This is a genomic window from Moraxella bovoculi 237 (genome assembly GCF_000696305.2).
Taxonomy (GTDB): Bacteria; Pseudomonadota; Gammaproteobacteria; order Pseudomonadales; family Moraxellaceae; genus Moraxella; species Moraxella bovoculi.
This window is the reverse complement of sequence record NZ_AOMT01000024.1, coordinates 26868-45677: the sequence shown is the minus strand read 5'-3', so window position 1 is coordinate 45677 and position 18810 is coordinate 26868. Positions and strand designations below refer to the sequence as shown.

Sequence of the window (18810 nt, the reverse complement as noted above, 5' to 3'; positions counted from 1 at the left end):
TTGATTTTATTTTAGTTTTCGATGGCGAATGATTTCGATGATCATCGGAACCACTGACAGCACAATGATACCAACCATAAAGGAAGTGAAGTATTTTTTGACAAATGGCAATTGCCCAAAAAAATACCCAAGCATAGTAAACGACACCACCCACAGAATCGCCCCAATCACATTATATCTGGCGAAGTCCTTATAGGGCATACTCCCCATTCCGCCAACGAACGGCGCAAATGTACGCACGATCGGCACAAATCTTGCGATGATGATCGTGCGGCCGCCATATTTGGCGTAATAGCTTTGGGTCTTGTGTAGATAGGCTTGTTTGAAGATCTTAGAATCAGGATTTGAGAATAGACGTCTGCCAAAGTGCTTACCAATCTCAAAATTCACAAAATCACCAATAATCGCAGCGATGATCAGTAGCAACATCAACAGCCAAACATTCATCTCGCCGACAGCTGCAATCGCCCCTGCCGCAAACAGCATCGAATCACCTGGCAAAAACGGCGTAACCACCAGTCCCGTCTCACAAAAGACAATCACAAATAAAATGGCGTAAATCCACTTTCCGTGATTATCCACCAATTCCTGCAGATGATCGCCAATATGCAAGATAAAATCAACGATGCCTAAAATAAAATCCACAATCAACTCTAAGCTAAATAATGAGCGCCTATTTTATCATGGATTAATGGATTGGAGAATAAATAGTTCAATCAAGAACCACCCACCAAAACCACCAAAAAAGCCACACAAAAAGCGGTATCACTTGTGTTGATAGCAGCTTGAATGGCTGAATACAGGGTCATTTCCAAACCTTCATTGCATCGTAAGAGAAAAATACAAAAAATAATACATACCAATATTTTGCCAATATTTTTAGGTTTTACTATTTGTTTTAGTGGCAATTTTTAGATTAAGGCAAATCCGTTCTCGCCCTTTCTGCATCATCTCTAAAATCTTGAAAATGGTCTGTATTCACATCATAACTTGGCGGATTGCTTAACACAATATTTTGACAAATCAAATCATTATAAAGCCAAAGAGCCTGCTGTGCAATCTCAGCCAAAGCTTCATCAGAAAATTGAAAGTTTTGATAACTTTCATCATAAAAAGGCAAATCGGCAGATAGCCCATAAGTTAATGCCAATTTTCTTAAAAAATAATATCCTTGACAATACCAATCATAAATTTGTGATAATTTATAAAAATCATCAGGATTGTTGATGAGCGATGATAAAGTTTGTTTTAATAGATTTTGATAATATACCAAAAACTCCAAATAGGGACTGATGAGTTTTTCTAATTCAATCACTGTCTTCTTATTATTAAAGTCCAAGCCAATTAGCATCAAATAATCATCAGGCGATAAATATTCCTCCAAACTTGGCTCGTGATATATCCAAGTTTCTAACGCTTTTATATCATCATTTTCTAAAATGACTTTAAAAAATGGACGTTGTAGATGAAAGGGGAGTTTCATTTAATCAAGTTCATTTATTTATCAAGTGTGAAAAAACCGCCCATAAAGCGGTTTTTACTGCCGAAATTTTATCAATGCTCCCTAGTCGCCCGAAATTCCACTTCTGGATACCGCTCTTGCATAAGTTGTAGATTGACACGACTGGGGGCAAGGTAGGTCAGATACCCACCACCGTCCACCGACAACTGGTCGTGGGCTTTTTTCTTAAATTTTTCAAAGGCGACTTTGTCATCACAATGCACCCAACGCACGGTGGCGATACTAATCGGCTCAAAGGTGCATTGCACTTTATATTCTTCTAGCAAACGATGTGCCACCACTTCAAATTGCAACACGCCCACCGCCCCCAAAATCAGGTCGTTATTGATTTGGGGCATAAATACTTGCGTTGCTCCTTCTTCAGAGAGCTGTTGTAGTCCTTTTTGTAATTGCTTGGATTTCATCGGGTCTTTTAGTACCACACGGCGAAACAGTTCAGGAGCAAAGTGCGGAATGCCTGTAAAATTCAAGGTCTCGCCACTCGTGAAACTATCGCCAATCTGGATTGTGCCGTGATTGTGTAAGCCGATAATGTCGCCAGCGTACGCTTCATCCAACGCTTCACGGTCGCCCGCTAGGAACATGAGTGCGTCCGACACTCGCACTTCTTTGCCGATACGCACATGGTTCATTTTCATGCCACGCTCGTATTTGCCCGAACACACACGCATAAAGGCGACACGGTCTCGGTGCTTGGGGTCCATATTGGCTTGAATTTTAAAAACAAAGCCCGTAAAGGCAGGCTCGTCCGCTTTGACGGTGCGTTCTTGTGCCACATGGTCTTTTGGGGGCGGGGCGTATTGGATCAATACGTCCAAAATCATGTTTACACCAAAGTTACCCAACGCCGTACCGAACAAGACAGGCGTTTGTCGCCCTGCCAAAAACTCATCCACATCCCAATCTTCATACGCCATTTGGGCAAGTTCGATGTTATCCACAAACTCGTCCCACAAAATCTGCCCAAGTCGCTCCTTGATGTCGGCATGGTCGTAACCGTCTCGGCTCTCGATGTCCGTGATTTGTGAGCCAAAGCCTTTTTGATAAAAGTAAGTTTTGTTGTCCACAAAACTATACACGCCTACAAAATCCTGCCCCATGCCAATGGGATAGGCAAACGGTACGCATTTGATTTTTAGGACGCTTTCAATCTCATCTAAGAGGGCAAGCGGATTTTGGATTTCACGATCAAGTTTATTAACAAATGAAATAATGGGCGTATCACGCATACGACACACTTCCATAAGCTTAATCGTCCGCTCTTCCACGCCTTTTGCCCCGTCAATGACCATTAACGCACTATCAACGGCGGTGAGCGTGCGGTAAGTGTCTTCTGAAAAGTCGGCATGTCCGGGGGTATCTAGTAGATTAACCACATGATTTTTATAGGGAAATTGCATGACCGATGTCGTGATAGAGATACCACGCTCTTGCTCCATGCTCATCCAGTCGGATGTCGCGTGGCGGTCGGCTTTACGTCCACGCACTTCGCCAGCAACTTGGATTGCCTTACCCCACAGTAGGAGCTTTTCGGTCATGGTGGTTTTGCCTGCGTCAGGGTGCGAGATAATAGCAAAAGTTCTGCGTTGGTTGATTTCTTGGGATAATTGGTTCATGATGTCTGTTCGTTAATTAAAAAATAGCTAATTATATCATGTTTTACATTGGCAAATACAGCTTTGACCTCCCCCCTTGCTAAAGCAAGGGGATTCCCAATATCACGACTGGGTGTTTCCTAATTCAACGAGATTGGCTTATGTAGAAAATATAGCAAAACCCCAAAGCAACTCTTTGGGGTTTTGATCATTCCTCAATCCATTTACCATCTCGCCACACCAAGGCAAAACGTGTCGCCTTGCCGTCTTTTTCTGAGCCGACATATTGCTCGGCATTCTTGCGAGACCATCTTAAGATGGTAGGATTGCCCTTACCATCGACATCTGGCGCCTCGAACAGATAGGCGAATTTCGGTTCTAGCTGGTCTTTGATGGGGCGCAGCTCAGCAAGCTTAGGCGGGCGCGTTTCGCGCACTTTGGGGAATTTGGACGCTGCTAAGAACAGTCCTGCTGCCCCTTCACGCAGTACATAATGATCATCGAACTTCTGCGAGCGCAGATTTGGCATGCTGATGGGAGTCATGCGTGGCGGTGCTGCTTCACCGTTTTTTAATACCTTACGCGTGTTGTCACAGCTGCCGCAGGCGAAGTACGCACCGAAACGACCGGTTTTTAAGGTCATCTTGCCATCGCATTTATCGCAATCAATGGTGGGTGCATCTTGATTGTCCGCACCTGCTACCTCGAACACACCGCGCTCTAGCTCATGGCCATCACAGTCTGGGTTATTACCACAGATATGCAGCTTTAGACCACCATCGACGATGTAGCTCTCCATAGCTGTGTGGCATTTTAGACAGCGTTTTTTCTCCATGAGTGCATTAACTTCTGCCGAGTCATCGTCCGCATCAAAGACAAAAGCAGATGCCGGCATGAGATTCTTAGTGCCCTTGCAGCGCTCTTTTGGCGGTAGATTATAACCAGTACAGCCCAAGAATACGCCCGTTGAGCCTGTGCGAATCTGCATCGGACGGCTGCACAGATCACAGTGGATGTCTGGTACATTCGTCGGGTCGTTCGGGCGCATGCCGTCTTTACCTTTGGCGGTTTCTAATTTACCCTTAAAATCACCGTAGAAATTGTCCAGCACACGCTTCCAATCTTGATGACCCTCTGCCACCTCGTCAAGCTTATCTTCAAGCCCAGCGGTAAACGCATAATCCATCAGATCGGGGAAACTCTCAATCAAGCGCTCCGTCACGATGTCGCCCATCTTCTCAGCGTATAGGCGCTTATTCTCTAGACGGACGTAGCCACGTTCTTGGATGGTGGAGATGATGGATGCATAGGTTGATGGTCGTCCGATGCCACGGCTTTCAAGCTCCTTGACAAGACTGGCCTCAGAATAGCGCGCAGGCGGCTTGGTAAAATGCTGACTCGGCTCAATGTTAATCAGTGGTAGATGCTCGCCCACTTGTACGTTCGGCAGTAGTACGTCATCGCTCTTGGCAGGTGGCTGAACCTTAGTATAGCCATCAAATACGAGCGTACGCCCTTTCGCCTTAAGTTCAACACCATTAGCATCAACAATCAGGCTCACCGAACGATAGCGCGCAGGCGTCATCTGGCAAGCCACGAACTGACGCCAAATCAGCTCATACAGGCGCTGAGCATCACGCTCCATCGCTGTCAGCTGGGTTGATTTGATGGCAACATTAGATGGGCGAATCGCTTCGTGCGCCTCTTGTGCGTTTTGTTTGTTGCCGTAGAGATTCGGCTTTTGTGGCAGGTATTGATTGCCAAAATTATCCGTAATGTAGCCACGCACCGCACCAAGCGCATCTTGGCTCAAGAAAGTCGAGTCGGTACGCATATAGGTAATGAAGCCTGCTTCATAGAGTCTTTGAGCCAGAATCATGGTTTTTTTGACTGAGAATCCCAAGCGTGTACTTGCTGCCTGCTGCAACGTCGATGTAATAAAAGGTGCAGACGCTCTAGACTGCGTAGGCTTCTCATCGATGCTAGAGACGATGAATTTGGCATCAGACAGGACATTCACGATGGCATCGGCATCGTCTTTATTACCAAGCTTTAAGGTCTTGCCTTTATATTTGGTGGCTTCTAAGCGCAGATCCTCGCCAGCGGCTTGGTTGTTGGTGTGAATCTCCCAATATTCCACCGGCACGAAGGCACGAATCTCACGCTCACGCTCCACCACCAGACGCGTGGCGACACTCTGCACGCGCCCTGCTGACAGACCACGAGCAACCTTTGCCCACAGTAGCGGCGACACCATAAAGCCCACCACACGATCAAGGAAGCGGCGCGCCTGCTGGGCATTGACACGATCGATGTTTAGCTTGTCGGGATGCTCAAATGCTTTTTGGACAGCGGTTTTGGTGATTTCATTAAATACCACACGGCTGTACTTATCATCGCTACCACCGATTACCTCCTTTAGGTGCCAAGCGATCGCCTCCCCCTCTCTGTCCAAATCGGTCGCCAGATAAATGATATCAGCGTCTTTGGCTAGGGATTTTAGTTCTTTGATGACCTTGGTTTTATTTGGCAAAATCTCATACACCGCCGCCCAGTCATGCTCAGGATCCACACCCATGCGACGAACCAAGGCGCGCTGTGCTTTTTCTTCGCGGGACAATCCCGCCTCATCTGCTTTAGCCTTGGTCTTATCTGTGCCAGATACAGGCAGATCACGCACATGCCCCACGCTAGAACGTACGATATAGTCATTACCCAAGTATTTATTAATCGTCTTGGCTTTGGCAGGTGACTCCACGATAACAAGCGACTTGCCTTTGGCGGATGCCTTGGGTGCAGTCGTGGTGGACTTGGTAGTTTTTTTGGTGGATTTGGTTGTCGACATGAAGCTGCCTTAAAAATGATTCAAAACGGTTTAATTTACTTTATTAATTATCCAATTTGTCCAAAACTGGAGTCATCCCAAGAGTTACACAAATATTTGTATTTATAAAATATCACACTACCCACACTCTGACAAGTATGTCAATATGCCATTAGGTGAGCGTGTTATATTAATATGGGGTTAATTCTTGGCTGATTTTTGCGATTCATCTCATCGCCCCATGCGGTAAGCTGCGCTTGCAGAGCGGTTAATTCCTGCTCGGCAAGGGGTTTGTCAAGTTTCTTGGTGCCTTGCCAGGATTGATAACGCCCATCATGCCAGTATATGATCACGCTGTTGGCTTTGGCTTGTAGTCCCACGACGTGATCGCTGATGTCCTTAGGTAGGTGGATCAATACGCCATCTAAAGTATGACTACCCTCAATCGTCTGCCATGTGGCATCTGTTGCCGCCAGTCTCACTAAGGGCAGACGCCATTCATCATTAATGACCGCATAGGAAGTTACCATCTGATTCTTAACCGCGTGGTTATTGGCTCGCACGCCTGTCTGAACAACAGCAGGCAGCCAGTCAGGACGGCTCACGAATTTTGGGTTAAATCCCAATTGTCTGGCCAATAATCTAAAATCTGACGTGCGTACCTCGTGCGCCTTTGGCTTGGCAGCGAACATATTACCAAGCAAAAATCCTGCCACGACAAGCACCACGATAAGCGGCAATGAGCCTTGAATATCCATACTATCCCTACACTAGAATTTGGCGTTTGCCGCTATTATCCGCCGCGCTCACTACGCCGCGCTCTTCCATCATGTCCACGATGCGCGCTGCTCGGTTATAGCCGATGCTAAATTTACGCTGCAATGCTGAGATAGATACTTTACGCGTCTCAAGCGTGTGCGACACCGCCAAATCAAAATACTCATCATCACTGCCCGTACCGCTGTCGCCACTGCCTTCACCCTCGAAAGTAAAGCTGTCTGTCAGGTCGATATAATCAGGCACACCGCGCTCACGCCATGCGTCGGTCACACGGTTCACCTCATCATCCTTAACATAGGCGCCATGCACACGCTGGGTCTCGATCGCACCTGGCGCTAGGAACATCATGTCACCATGACCCAGCATGTTCTCCGCGCCCGACTCCTCGATGATGATGCGGCTGTCTGTAGCAGAGTTCACGCGCAGTGCCACACGCGATGGGATGTTAGACTTAATCAAGCCTGTCACCACGTTCGCCACAGGGCGCTGGGTGGCTAAGATAAGATGGATACCTGCTGCACGTGATTTTTGGGCAAGGCGGACGATTGGCTCTTCTGCGGTCTTGCCAAGTTGCATGATCATGTCGGCAAATTCATCCGCCACGACAACGATTTTTGAGAGTGGTTTTAGTTTCGGTGCGATGCCACTCACGTGGTCAGACGCATTCCATAGCGGATCAATAATCGGCTCGCCTGATGCTTGGGCTTCTAGCACCTTTTGGTTAAAGGCAGCAAGGTTACGCACACGAAGCTTACTCATCAGTAGATAACGACGCTCCATCTCAGTCACACACCAGTTAAGCGCGGCGGTCGCCTCGGTCATGTCAGTGATGACAGGCGTTAGCAGATGCGGGATGTCAGCGTAGTTCGCCAGCTCAAGCTGTTTTGGGTCAATTAGAACCAGCTTTAATTCATCGGGTGTATATTTTAATAGCATTGACATCAAGAATGAGTTTACCAGCACCGATTTACCCGAGCCTGTTGTACCTGCCACCAGCATGTGCGGCGCCTTAGCAAGGTCAGCAATGACAGGCTTGCCGCTGATGTTCGTACCGATGGCAATGCTGACGCCTGCATTCGGATCCTTATAATCAGGGGTTTCAAGCAGTTCAATTAGGCTGACAATCTGACGCTTACGATTAGGCACCTCAATACCAATATAAGGCTTACCTGCGATCACAGGAATCACGCGCAAAGACGCCATCGACACAGAGCGCGCAAGGTCTTGGGCGATCTTACTAACGCGGCTTGCCTTGATGCCTGCCGCCAGATCCACCTCGAAGCGCGTCACCACAGGGCCTACCATCGCTGAGACGACTTCTGCCTTGACGTTGAATTCTTGGAGTTTAATCTCAAGCAGTGCCGACAGCTGGTCTAGCTCTTCTTGGGTGTAGGTGATGGTCTTGGCAGGCTTAGGATCTAGGATGTCAAGATCTGGCACCACGCTTAGACTCATGCGATATTCTAGCGTGCTCATCGCGTGCGACTTTGGTCGCTCGGTGCCTGATGACATAGATTTTGGCAGATGATCAACAGGCAGAATCTGCGCTTCATCAAGCTCTTCCACCTTAGCATAGACAGCTTCATCTTGATGAGTGGCATGAGATGTATGATTGTTATCGCTTAGCACCTCTGATTGACTATGCGTCTGCCAACCTTGGGTAGCTTGTTCGTCAGCTTGCTCTATCAGAGCATCATTTGACAATCCTGCGAAGTCCACCCCACCAAAGGCAGTATTCTCATCAGATACACGCTCGGCGCTGATGACTGAAGCGACTTGACGGGCATCAGTAGTCTTTTGACGACTGTCAAAATAATCATCCTCGTGGCGAATCTGCTCATCTATCACATACTCATCAGACTGCTGGATGGTCTCATATACAGGCTCATCGTACGCATTGACATCATAAGTCGTATTAATCTGCACGCTATCATCTTGATAAGCCTGCTTATATGCATACACAGTACTATCATGATTGCCATCATCCGTGTCGCTACCCATGATATCATGAGGTGCATCCACCTCTTCATAGTCAGGCTGAGTATGCTCCTCATGTAGCGGCACTGCCTGCGCCTGCTGCTGAGCCAATTTCTCCGCTTCGGCATCGGCTTGTTTTTTGGCGATGAGCTCTTCACGAAGCCCAGAATTCACCAAGAAGCTCTCCAGCGTCCCTTGATGGTTATGCGCCTGATAGACGGGTGTTTTTGGGGTGGTTTGGCTGATAATCAGTTCATCATCTTCGGATGCATCCGCACCACTCACCTCGACCTCGTCTGATGCATCTGTATAGATGTCATCTTCGGTGGTGGTTTTGCGCTTGGCGAATTTTGCCCATAGTAGCGACCAGCGCACCTCAAAGGTCAATGTCGCCACCAATAACGTCATCAATACCAAGAACGCCATCGCGACAGGCACACCCAGCACACTATTCAGACTACCTAGCAGCTCATAACCCAACATCCCACCAAAGGTCGCTGCACTGTCCGCCTGCCACCATGCGCCCAGCTGAGCGAACATCGCACTGATGCACGCCAACAAGAACGCATATGCAATCAAACGCAGCACCCACATTACAGAGCCGCGTGTCCACCACAGATGCACCAACTCATAGGCGAGTACCGCCACAAAGAACCACGCGCCCAACCCAAAAAACGCACGCAGAACGTCCGCCACCCACGCGCCCAGACGACCACCGACATTACTGATGTCGGTGCTGCTACCGACATGAGACCACGCAGGGTCCGCAGGGTTATAGGACAGCAACGAGATGAATAAAAACGCCAAAAGCCCCACACCAACCATACTAAAAAACAGACGCTTGATGATGGGTAATTTACCTAAGAATTGATTGACGGATTCGTGTTGGAGCAGTTGATTCATGGTGGATGCTTAGAGAGTGGTGCATTAACAAACCCTACATTATATAGGATAACCGCTTGACATATCAAAATTTTTATTGCAGAAAGAAAAAATTTTATGATTTTTTGATGTTTGGTTTTATTGATGGTGGTGTTTTGGTGGATTTGGCTTGCAATTTTGGCAAAATCTCCCATATACTAATCAACTTTTTATCATATTCACCCATTGGACACACTCATGAATCACCATCGCTTAATCATCCTAGGCTCAGGCCCTGCTGGCTACTCTGCCGCCGTATATGCCGCGCGCGCCAACCTAAACCCTGTCATCATCACCGGTCTACAGGTGGGCGGACAGCTGACCACCACCACCGAGATCGACAACTGGCCAGGCGGTCGCCACGGTCTGACTGGCACCGCACTGGTCGAAGAGATGAAAGAGCATGCAGAACGCTTCGGCACTCAGCTGATCTATGACCACATTCATAGTGTGGATTTTGAGCAGCGCCCATTTACCCTAACTGGTGATAGCACCACCTACACCTGCGACGCGCTCATCATCGCCACTGGCGCCACCGCCCAATACCTAGGCCTAGAATCCGAGAGTAAATTCATGGGTCAAGGCGTATCTGCCTGCGCCACCTGCGATGGATTCTTCTATAAGAATCGCAATGTCGCCGTGATCGGTGGAGGCAACACCGCAGTCGAAGAAGCCCTATACCTATCGAACATCGCAAACCACGTGACCCTAGTGCACCGCCGCGACAGCCTACGCGCTGAGAAGATCATGCAAGATCAGCTGTTCGATAAAGTCAAAAACGGCAACATCAGCATCGAATGGAACTCAAGCGTCCAAGAAGTCGTGGGCGATGAGATGGGTGTTACTGGCGTGGTCATCAAGAACACCGACGGCGAAACCAAAACCCTAGACGTGATGGGCATGTTCGTCGCCATCGGACACAAGCCAAATACCGCCATGTTCGATGGTAAGCTTGCCATGACGGACGGCTACATCGTGGTGAATAGCGGCCTTAATGGCAATGCCACCGCCACCAGCGTGCCAGGCGTATTCGCGGCAGGCGACGTCGCTGACCACATCTACCGCCAAGCCATTACCTCGGCAGGCACCGGCTGCATGGCAGCCCTGGACGCTGAAAAATACCTAGACAGCTTATAATCTGCACAAAGGGACGATCATCGTCCCTTTATTATTATCAGTCATCTTGCAAAAAAAGTTACGGGCATCTTACAATAGAATAAATGTCACCCTAGGAAGAACCATGACCGTCAAACACTCTCTCATCGCCCTACTGCTGGGCGTAAGCCTAAGCCTGACCAGTCCCGCCATGGCAAGCGAAGCTGAATTTGCACAAGCCTTACCATACGCCAACAATCAAAACCATGGCCAAGCTTTTGAATTGTTTAATAAATTAGCCGAGCAAGGCGATGCCGTTGCTCAGAATGAGCTGGGCTATATGTATGTCAATGGTCAAGGCGTTCGCCAAGATTATCATCAGGCGGTGGCTTGGTATCGTAAGGCAGCTGAGCAAGGTAATGCTGCCGCTCAATCTAATTTGGGTAATATGCATGCCGATGGCCAAGGCGTGCGTCAAGATTATGGGCAGGCAGTATCTTGGTATCGTAAGGCGGCTGAGCAAGGTAATGCTGCCGCTCAATTAAATTTAGGCTATATGTATGACAATGGACAAGGCGTCCATCAAGATTATCATCAGGCAGCATCTTGGTATAAAAAGGCGGCTGAGCAAGGGCTTGCAGATGCTCAAATAAATTTAGGCAATATGTATACAGATGGCAAAGGCGTGCGTCAAGATTATGCCCAAGCCATAGCGTGGTATAAAAAAGCCCACGCCCAAGGCGATGCAAGAGCCGCCCATAATATCGGCGTGCGCTACTATAACGGCGAGGGCGTACGCCAAAACAAAAGCACCGCCAAAGAATGGTATGGCAGAGCCTGTGATTTGGGCGATCAAAAAGGCTGTGATAAATATCGTGAACTTAACCAACAGGGCTATTAATCTATACTGCATCAAGCTCAAAAAGGATGTTATCCCGTCCTTTTTATGGGCTGATGGTGTTATAGCTTGGTATTTTTTGGCCGTTGTGCTAGAATTGAGACTATCAAGAATCATTCTTGATTTCTAAGTTTATCATCTTATTCATCTCATGCCATCTTTAGACCTTGCCGACTTGCATACCATCGCCGACCGTGCCGCCTTTGATTTTGGGCGGATTATCAATCTTGCTGATGATGATGGTTTTATCGGTGCGGGGGCGGACTTATCCACCGCCACGCTGCTGAATGCCTATCGCAGCGGTGTATTTCCTTGGTTCGGGGCGGATGATCCCATCTGCTGGTGGTGCCCACCTGTGCGCTGCGTGGTTCATCCTGATGACTTTCGTCCTGCCAAATCCCTCATCCGCATCGCCAAGAAGATGCCGTGGCACATCACCACGAATCGCGCCTTTGGGTCTGTCATGACAGCCTGCGCCGCCCCACGCGCCTACAGCGATGATACTTGGATTAACGATGAGATGATAGACGCCTACACTAAGCTGCACGACATGGGCGCAGCCATGAGCGTGGAAGTATGGGACAGCACAGCAGATGACGCTAGGCTCATCGGTGGACTGTATGGCGTGCAGTATGGGGCGGCATTCTCTGGCGAGAGCATGTTCCATACCCAAAAAGACGCCTCAAAGATCGCCTTCTGGGCGCTCATGCACCTCGCCACATCCGCCGGCATTCGTCTGATTGATTGCCAATTGGAAAATCCACATCTGATGAGCTTAGGCGCGACCTTAATGCCACGCGATGAGTTCCTGACCGCCCTAGCAACCCTCAACCGCGCACCGACACCGCCTTTATCTGGCAGTATGAGCACGCACGAGCTTGCGCTCATTGATGGCTGATATTTACCAATCCATGCCGATGTCTTGGGCGGCAGCATAGCCACTTGCCCACGCCCATGCAAAGTTATACCCACCCAGATGACCCGTCACGTCCAGCACTTCGCCAATAAAATACAACCGCTCGCACAGTCTGCTCTGCATGGTCTTGCCATAGATCTCATCGCACGCCACACCGCCACGGGTAACTTCTGCCACGCGGTAGCCTTCGGTGCCTGATGGCTTGATTTGCCATGCGTTTAAGGTGCTTCCCAAATCGGATAACTCTTTGTTCTTGATATTAGCAAGCTCAACATCCTGATACCGAACCCAAAAATGCGCCTGCAATGCCAAGAGCAGCTTCTTGGGGAAATATGGAGTTAGCACGGTACGGATGAGCTGTTTTGGGTGGGATTTTTTAGCGGTGATTAATAGCTCTGCAGCATCTAGCTTGGGTAGTAGATTGATATTGATGCACTCGCCAAGCCGCCAATAATTTGACAGCTGTAGCATGGCAGGGCCAGACAGCCCACGATGAGTGAACAACATGGGCAGCTCAAAGCTTGCCTTGTCATTAGAGGCGATGACGTCAAGGCTCACGCCTGCCAACGACTTAGCCATCTCACCCACGTGATCGGTGAAAGTGAACGGTACAAGAGATGCCTCGGTTGGCACGATACGATGCCCAAACTGAGTCGCCACCTGATACCCAAACCCACTCGCCCCAAGCGTAGGAATAGACAGCCCACCGGTAGCGATGACCAGATGACGGCATGACAGCTCATAAGGCTTGGCGTTTTTTGGGCTGACATGAATAACAAAGCCATTCTGCTTATCGTCTTTGGTGATGCTGTCGATGGTGGTATTAAGTCGTATGGTCACGCCTGCCTGCTCACACTCGGTCAGTAGCATGTTTAGGATGTCTTTGGATGAGTCGTCACAGAACAGCTCGCCGTGTGATTTCTCGTGATAGGCGACGCCGTGTTTTTGCACCAATTTAATAAAATCATCACTGCTATAGCGACTAAGGGCCGATTTGACAAAATGCTCATTTTGTCCGATGAACTCATTGGCAGTGACGTTTAGATTGATGAAGTTACACCGCCCACCGCCAGACATGAGGATTTTTTTGCCAGCTTTGTTGGCGTGGTCGAGCACCAGCACGCGCTTGCCGTATAGCGCAGCATTGAACGCACAGAATAACCCCGACGCCCCCGCCCCGATAATGATGACATCAACGCATTCGCGATCAGCACAAGCCTCACTCATCAGAGGCACTCGGGTCATTGATCAGATGAGCGTACTTGGCGTCATAGTCGGCTTTTTGCATTTTATAGATTTCAAAGACGCACAAATCATCGCAGCCATTATCACAGCATTCATAATCTTCGGGCGGCTCTGGTGGGGGCGGAATGTCATTGGGATGGGTCATATTGGCACACTTGTTAAAAATTTTGTGGCTTTTTGTAGCCGTCGCTTGTATTTATTGTGGCATTTATTATAATTGAAAGCATGAGAAAATACACGCATTGTGTGCATTGTTACAGGATAACATTATGAAATTACTCAAAAAATCCCTACTCGCCGCAACATTGACCGCCACCGTCGCTCTGCCAATCGCAGGCTGCTCTAGCACCACCGATGGCGGTGCCGTGGGCGCTGATCGCAGACAGCTGTTATTGGTATCTAGTAGCGAAATCATGCAGCTATCGAACCAAGCCTACCAGCAAACCATCGCACAGGCACGCGCCAAAGGCAAGCTTGACACCAATGCCGCACAGGTCGCACGCCTACGCCGCATCGCTAACGACCTTATTCCTCAGACCACCGTATATCGTCCTGACGCGACACGTTGGCAATGGCAAGTACACGCCATCAGCTCAAATGACATCAACGCTTATGTCATGCCAGGTGGCAAGATTGTGTTCTATAGCGGTATCATCGACCGCCTAAGCCTAACCGATGCCGAGATCGCCGCCATCATGGGGCATGAGATGGCGCACGCTCTGCGCGAGCACAGCCGTGAGAAGGTGAGCCGCAGCGTTGCCACATCTGGCGTTCTGTCCATCGCAACTGCTGCGCTGGGTCTGTCATCAGGTCAGCAAGAGCTAGCAGGTCTGGCCAGTCAGCTGGGTCTAAACCTACCACACTCGCGCACCCAAGAAGCCGAGGCGGATAAAATCGGTCTAGAACTGATGGCACGCGCAGGCTACAACCCAAATGCCGCCATCACCCTATGGCAAAAAATGCAGCGCGCAGGCGGCGGCTCAACCCCACAATTCCTAAGCACTCACCCAAGCAGCGCAAGCCGCATCCAAGCCATGCAGGCGCTCATGCCGACGGTGACACCGCTGTATGATTCATCGAATAAGCGTTAAGAGTTAAGGTCATCTTATGAACACTCCAACCGCTGACGCGATTATTAGTAACTTACAAAGCCTGAGCCATACACACATCACGCTTGATAACGAAAGCCACATGCATGCAGGTTATTATGAAGGCAAAGAGAGCCACTTTAAGCTTGTCATCGTCAGCGATGCCTTTGATGGCAAGCGCTTGGTGGCTCGTCATCAGCTCGTTTATGCACTGACGAATCCCTTAATGATGGCGAATGGTGGCACGATTCATGCCCTCGCCATTCATGCCTACACCCCTGACGAATGGTCAGGGCAAGCGCCTGACAGCCCCAACTGCGCAGGTCAAAATCGCGGGTAAACTCCACTCATTTTTATCTTTTATTCATTTTTGATAATTGCTATGAAAAAAATCCTATCACTAGGCGCATTGGCTGCCATCACCGTACTGACTGGCTGTGCCACCACGAGCAACATCGCGCCACAGTACGTGAACCCAAACAACTACAACAGCCATGACTGTGCTTATCTTCAAAGTGAAGTCGCTCGCGTGACCAACCTGGTCGAAAAAACCCAAAACCAACAAACACCACTATCAGCGACAGGTGTAGGCATTGGTATCGCGGGCGGTCGTGGTGGCATCTACCCGAGCATCAGCTTTGGCGTAGGTTCGGGCAGCTCAACTCGTGCTGCGCACACCAACACACTTGCCCGCCTATACGGTGAGCATGATGCCATGGTCATCGCTGCCCGTCAAAAGAACTGCGCATTTGCCCAAAACATCAAAATCTACGGCGAAAAATAATCCAAAACATCAAAAATCATAAAAATTTTTTGACAAGTTATTCAAAATCGCCCAAAATAAGCCGCATCTATTGTGGCTTATTTTTTATGATGTCTATTCTTCCCAACTGGCTTGGTACACTGCGTCAAAACCCAAAGCTCATCGGTAACGATCTGATGGCAGGGCTAATGATGGCGGTATTGGTGATTCCTCAGAGCCTAGGTTATGCAGCACTGGCAGGACTGCCACCCATCATGGGGCTATACGCATCCATCGTCCCGACTCTAGTGTATGCTTATCTTGGTGCAAGCAGCATCAATGCAGTAGGCCCTGTTGCCATCACTGCGATCATGACATCCAGCGCGCTGTCTGGCTATGCCACAGGTAGCGTACAGTATGTGAATTTATCCATCACGCTTGCCATGATGGTGGGCGGAATATTGTGTCTAGCCAGCATCCTAAGGCTAGGCTGGATCATGCAGTTCGTCAGCCGCGGCGTGTCCTCAGGCTTTATTAGTGCGGCAGCGGTACTGATCGTCATCAGCCAACTAAAAAACCTCATCGGCGCGCCCATCACAGGTGGCAGTCTCATCGACATCATCAGCAGCCTATCGAACACTTCCATCGCCATTAAGCCATATACCGCCCTATTAGGCGTCGGCGCACTCATGATTTTATTGGTCAATCGCTACGTTGGTGCGCTGTGGGCATGGCTACCCAAGGCACAGGCAGACTTTGCCAAGCGGCTTGTGGTAATCATCATCACGATACTCTCCATTATCCTTGCCACACGCCTTGGATGGGGCGCACTTGACATTCGATTGCTTGAGCCTTTGCCTACTGGATTGCCTGCGTTTAAGTTTTTGCCGTTATCACTTGGCACCCTGTTAGACCTACTACCATCGGCATTATTAATTGCGCTCATCGCCTTCATCTCAAGCTCTGCCATCGCCAGCAATTATGCACGCACCCATCAGCAGCCTTTTGATAACAACAAAGAGCTGCTGGGCCTAGGCTTTGCTAACATCGCCAGCAGTGTCACGGGGGGCTTTACGGTGGCGGGAGGTCTGTCACGCACTAGCCTAAACATCAGTCTTGGCGCTAAGACGCCCTTTGCATCGATCGTGTGCGCGCTTGGCATTCTATTTATTTTGTTGTTTTTTGGGCAGCATTTGGCAGGCCTGCCTTATGCGGTGCTGTCCGCCATCATCGTAAGCTCCGTACTGTCGATGATTGACATACAGACCCTAAAAACCGCCCTAAAACACGACAAGGCAGATGCACTATGTCTGGTGCTATGCTTTGGAGCGGCGATTATCTTTGGGCTTAATATCGGGCTTGTGGTTGGTCTGTTGGTTAGCTTTGTACTGATGATCTATCGCTCGCACCGCGTGAACATCGCCATCCTCGGACAGCTTGGTAATAGCGAGCATTTTCGCGACATCTCCCGGCATAAGGCGACCACCTTTGATAATCTACTGATGGTGCGCATCGATGAGAGCCTGTATTTTGGTAATGCACTGACCATCCATGAGACACTGCGAAATCTCTACTATGAGCACCCAAAGGCCAGTGAGGTTATTCTTATCATGACGGCAGTGAATCACATCGATCTAACCGCCCAAGAGATGCTCTCATCCTTCAATCAAGAAATCCAAAGCCAAGGCAGACGCCTACATCTGGCAGAAGTCAAAGGCCCTGCCATGGATGTTCTAAAGGGCAGCGAGCTCTTTAAGCACCTGTCTGGCGAAGTATTCTTAAGCACCAAGCTGGCTGTAGATAGATTAAAATACCAAGGCGATGATTGGTGCGGCATGTAATGGTTTATTCCTAAATTTTGAATTCTTATCAGAAATTTTAATTTTAGGAATAAGCTTATGCGCAATCAATATTGAATCAACCAAAAAAGTTCGCTAAGATAATCGCATCTTTTACTAATCTGGATGATAACAATGAACACCCAAACCATCACTTTATATAAGCAAATCCACCCCTGTCAATGCCAAACCTTATCAACGCTCGGCTTTAAGAGTATCATCAATCTACGTTTTGATGATGAGTGCGATAATCAGCCCAAGGCAGCAGAATTAGGGTTAAGCGCAAGCAGTACGGGACTAGAATATCGCCACCTACCTGTGGATGTTGGGAACCTGCCCTTCGATGTCGTGCAGCGATTTGCCCAACTGATCAATGAGCTGCCCAGTCCTGTGATGGTGTTTTGTGGCACGGGCAGCCGCGCCAAGCGCATTTATCAAAGCGCGGTGGTGAGCGGCCTTATCTAGGCTGATAATTGATTAATATAGAAGACCGCACATGGCGGTCTTTATTTATAAAAAACCCTAAAAATTCACTTCACTTTCCCAGTCCATCCACACCCCATGCATAGGATGCTTTAGGCGAAGTTTATGGGCATGCAGGTTTAGACGTGGCGCGATCTGCAGCGCTGTGCCTGTGGCATAGATGGGATCGCCAATCATGACATGCCCCAGATGCACCATGTGCACTCGCAGCTGATGGCTTCTGCCTGTGATGGGCTTTAGCGCGACTCGGGTCACCGGATGTGAGACACCCTGATCATCGGTGCGCAGCTCATGATGCAGCACTTCATAATGCGTAAGCGCACTCTTATTCCAGTTCATGTCCACAATGTGACGCGGCTTAGTGCTGGGCTCGTAACGCACGGGCACATCGATGATGCCTTTTTTGCCATCTTTGGCGATCGTGCCGAAGACGACTGCTTGATATTCCTTGGTAGGAATGCGCTCGATGAACTGCTTTGAGATGTGAGTCTGCGCCGCCTCATGCTTGGCAAAGATGATCAAGCCCGATGTATCCATGTCCAGCCTATGTATGAGCTTGATGTTAGGATTTACCTTAAGCAGCCGCGACTGCAAGCTAACCTTTAACACTCGCCCATCCACACTCAGGAGCCCCGCAGGCTTATCCCCCACCCAGATGTCCTCATCTTCATAAACGGTGATGGACTGGATAAATTCCCTAAAAAATACATCTGAGCGTACCTGCTCATCAGCATTCATCTTGGCAATGGCTTTGTCATTTAGGCGGTCGTGGCGTTCTTGGGCGTGATTCATAATGGCGTTTGATGAAGTTAATCAGGATAATTGGCAAATTTAATGAAACAAAGTCTGCCTTTTTATGAAAAGTTTGCTATTATAGCACAAACAG

General features: G+C 48.9%; 16 protein-coding genes and 1 pseudogene. 8 read left to right on the top strand and 9 right to left on the bottom strand.

Annotated features, from left to right (window positions below; genetic code table 11):
• Positions 1-6 precede the first annotated feature (6 nt).
• The 6 genes and pseudogenes from MBO_RS06305 to MBO_RS06280 form a co-directional block, all read right to left on the bottom strand.
• Positions 7-636, bottom strand: a complete 630-nt coding sequence (locus MBO_RS06305) for a DedA family protein (RefSeq protein WP_080702211.1) — start codon at positions 634-636, stop codon at positions 7-9.
• Positions 637-916: 280 nt separating this feature from the next.
• Positions 917-1483 carry a hypothetical protein gene (locus tag MBO_RS06300; protein ID WP_036365721.1) on the bottom strand — a complete coding sequence of 189 codons (567 nt, stop codon included), beginning with the start codon at positions 1481-1483 and terminating at the stop codon, positions 917-919.
• Between the two features lie 71 nt (positions 1484-1554).
• Positions 1555-3138, bottom strand: a complete 1584-nt coding sequence (locus tag MBO_RS06295; RefSeq protein ID WP_036365718.1) for a peptide chain release factor 3 — start codon at positions 3136-3138, stop codon at positions 1555-1557.
• Positions 3139-3325: 187 nt separating this feature from the next.
• The gene (gene topA, locus MBO_RS06290) at positions 3326-5962 is read right to left on the bottom strand and encodes a type I DNA topoisomerase (protein WP_036365716.1); all 2637 of its coding nucleotides are present in this window, start codon (positions 5960-5962) and stop codon (positions 3326-3328) included.
• A gap of 164 nt (positions 5963-6126) precedes the next feature.
• Positions 6127-6699: a hypothetical protein gene (locus tag MBO_RS06285; protein ID WP_036365713.1), complete on the bottom strand. Its 573-nt coding sequence runs from the start codon at positions 6697-6699 to the stop codon at positions 6127-6129.
• 7 nt (positions 6700-6706) lie between these two features.
• Positions 6707-9520 (bottom strand): annotated as a pseudogene (locus MBO_RS06280) (DNA translocase FtsK); the annotation flags it as partial.
• Positions 9521-9817: 297 nt separating this feature from the next.
• Here MBO_RS06280 and trxB point away from each other — a divergent pair.
• The 3 genes from trxB to aat all read left to right on the top strand — a co-directional run bounded on the left by trxB (position 9818) and on the right by aat (position 12510).
• Positions 9818-10756 carry a thioredoxin-disulfide reductase gene (gene trxB, locus MBO_RS06275; protein WP_036365710.1) on the top strand — a complete coding sequence of 313 codons (939 nt, stop codon included), beginning with the start codon at positions 9818-9820 and terminating at the stop codon, positions 10754-10756.
• 103 nt (positions 10757-10859) lie between these two features.
• Positions 10860-11615: a tetratricopeptide repeat protein gene (locus MBO_RS06270; RefSeq protein ID WP_036365706.1), complete on the top strand. Its 756-nt coding sequence runs from the start codon at positions 10860-10862 to the stop codon at positions 11613-11615.
• Between the two features lie 148 nt (positions 11616-11763).
• Positions 11764-12510: a leucyl/phenylalanyl-tRNA--protein transferase gene (gene aat / locus MBO_RS06265; protein ID WP_036365703.1), complete on the top strand. Its 747-nt coding sequence runs from the start codon at positions 11764-11766 to the stop codon at positions 12508-12510.
• Positions 12511-12513: 3 nt separating this feature from the next.
• Here the strand turns inward: aat and MBO_RS06260 are convergent, their stop codons facing one another.
• Both MBO_RS06260 and MBO_RS06255 read right to left on the bottom strand, forming a co-directional pair.
• The gene (locus MBO_RS06260) at positions 12514-13773 is read right to left on the bottom strand and encodes a BaiN/RdsA family NAD(P)/FAD-dependent oxidoreductase (protein ID WP_227712684.1); all 1260 of its coding nucleotides are present in this window, start codon (positions 13771-13773) and stop codon (positions 12514-12516) included.
• Complete coding sequence (locus tag MBO_RS06255) at positions 13748-13918, bottom strand: oxidoreductase-like domain-containing protein (protein ID WP_080702208.1); 171 nt, start codon at positions 13916-13918, stop codon at positions 13748-13750. Before MBO_RS06255 ends, MBO_RS06260 begins: the two co-directional genes overlap by 26 nt.
• Before the next feature lie 124 nt (positions 13919-14042).
• Here MBO_RS06255 and MBO_RS06250 point away from each other — a divergent pair, with 124 nt between their 5' ends.
• From MBO_RS06250 to MBO_RS06230, 5 genes are all read left to right on the top strand, one after another.
• Entirely contained in the window at positions 14043-14864 is an 822-nt protein-coding gene (locus tag MBO_RS06250) for a M48 family metallopeptidase (protein ID WP_036365697.1), read from the top strand.
• 16 nt (positions 14865-14880) lie between these two features.
• Positions 14881-15201 (top strand): BolA family protein, encoded by a 321-nt coding sequence (locus MBO_RS06245; protein ID WP_036365694.1) that lies wholly within the window; start codon positions 14881-14883, stop codon positions 15199-15201.
• 42 nt (positions 15202-15243) lie between these two features.
• Complete coding sequence (locus MBO_RS06240; protein ID WP_036365692.1) at positions 15244-15645, top strand: hypothetical protein; 402 nt, start codon at positions 15244-15246, stop codon at positions 15643-15645.
• An 86-nt stretch (positions 15646-15731) separates the two neighbouring features.
• Positions 15732-17444 carry a SulP family inorganic anion transporter gene (locus MBO_RS06235; protein WP_036365690.1) on the top strand — a complete coding sequence of 571 codons (1713 nt, stop codon included), beginning with the start codon at positions 15732-15734 and terminating at the stop codon, positions 17442-17444.
• Positions 17445-17576: 132 nt separating this feature from the next.
• Positions 17577-17906: a beta-lactamase hydrolase domain-containing protein gene (locus MBO_RS06230; RefSeq protein WP_036365687.1), complete on the top strand. Its 330-nt coding sequence runs from the start codon at positions 17577-17579 to the stop codon at positions 17904-17906.
• Positions 17907-17963: 57 nt separating this feature from the next.
• Here MBO_RS06230 and MBO_RS06225 read toward each other — a convergent pair whose 3' ends face one another.
• Positions 17964-18716, bottom strand: coding sequence for an RluA family pseudouridine synthase (locus MBO_RS06225; protein WP_052585342.1), 753 nt, complete (start codon positions 18714-18716; stop codon positions 17964-17966).
• Between the last annotated feature and the right edge of the window lie 94 nt (positions 18717-18810).

Bases quoted from the DNA above. Each gene is read 5' to 3' on its own strand.
- MBO_RS06230 (WP_036365687.1), top strand. From the start codon at position 17,577: ATGAACACCCAAACCATCACTTTATATAAGCAAATCCACCCCTGTCAA.
- aat (WP_036365703.1), top strand. From the start codon at position 11,764: ATGCCATCTTTAGACCTTGCCGACTTGCATACCATCGCCGACCGTGCC.
- MBO_RS06270 (WP_036365706.1), top strand. From the start codon at position 10,860: ATGACCGTCAAACACTCTCTCATCGCCCTACTGCTGGGCGTAAGCCTA.
- MBO_RS06255 (WP_080702208.1), bottom strand. From the start codon at position 13,918: ATGACCCATCCCAATGACATTCCGCCCCCACCAGAGCCGCCCGAAGAT.
- MBO_RS06295 (WP_036365718.1), bottom strand. From the start codon at position 3,138: ATGAACCAATTATCCCAAGAAATCAACCAACGCAGAACTTTTGCTATT.
- MBO_RS06250 (WP_036365697.1), top strand. From the start codon at position 14,043: ATGAAATTACTCAAAAAATCCCTACTCGCCGCAACATTGACCGCCACC.
- topA (WP_036365716.1), bottom strand. From the start codon at position 5,962: ATGTCGACAACCAAATCCACCAAAAAAACTACCAAGTCCACCACGACT.
- MBO_RS06300 (WP_036365721.1), bottom strand. From the start codon at position 1,483: ATGAAACTCCCCTTTCATCTACAACGTCCATTTTTTAAAGTCATTTTA.
- MBO_RS06235 (WP_036365690.1), top strand. From the start codon at position 15,732: ATGATGTCTATTCTTCCCAACTGGCTTGGTACACTGCGTCAAAACCCA.
- MBO_RS06245 (WP_036365694.1), top strand. From the start codon at position 14,881: ATGAACACTCCAACCGCTGACGCGATTATTAGTAACTTACAAAGCCTG.
- MBO_RS06260 (WP_227712684.1), bottom strand. From the start codon at position 13,773: ATGACCCGAGTGCCTCTGATGAGTGAGGCTTGTGCTGATCGCGAATGC.
- MBO_RS06225 (WP_052585342.1), bottom strand. From the start codon at position 18,716: ATGAATCACGCCCAAGAACGCCACGACCGCCTAAATGACAAAGCCATT.
- MBO_RS06285 (WP_036365713.1), bottom strand. From the start codon at position 6,699: ATGGATATTCAAGGCTCATTGCCGCTTATCGTGGTGCTTGTCGTGGCA.
- MBO_RS06240 (WP_036365692.1), top strand. From the start codon at position 15,244: ATGAAAAAAATCCTATCACTAGGCGCATTGGCTGCCATCACCGTACTG.
- trxB (WP_036365710.1), top strand. From the start codon at position 9,818: ATGAATCACCATCGCTTAATCATCCTAGGCTCAGGCCCTGCTGGCTAC.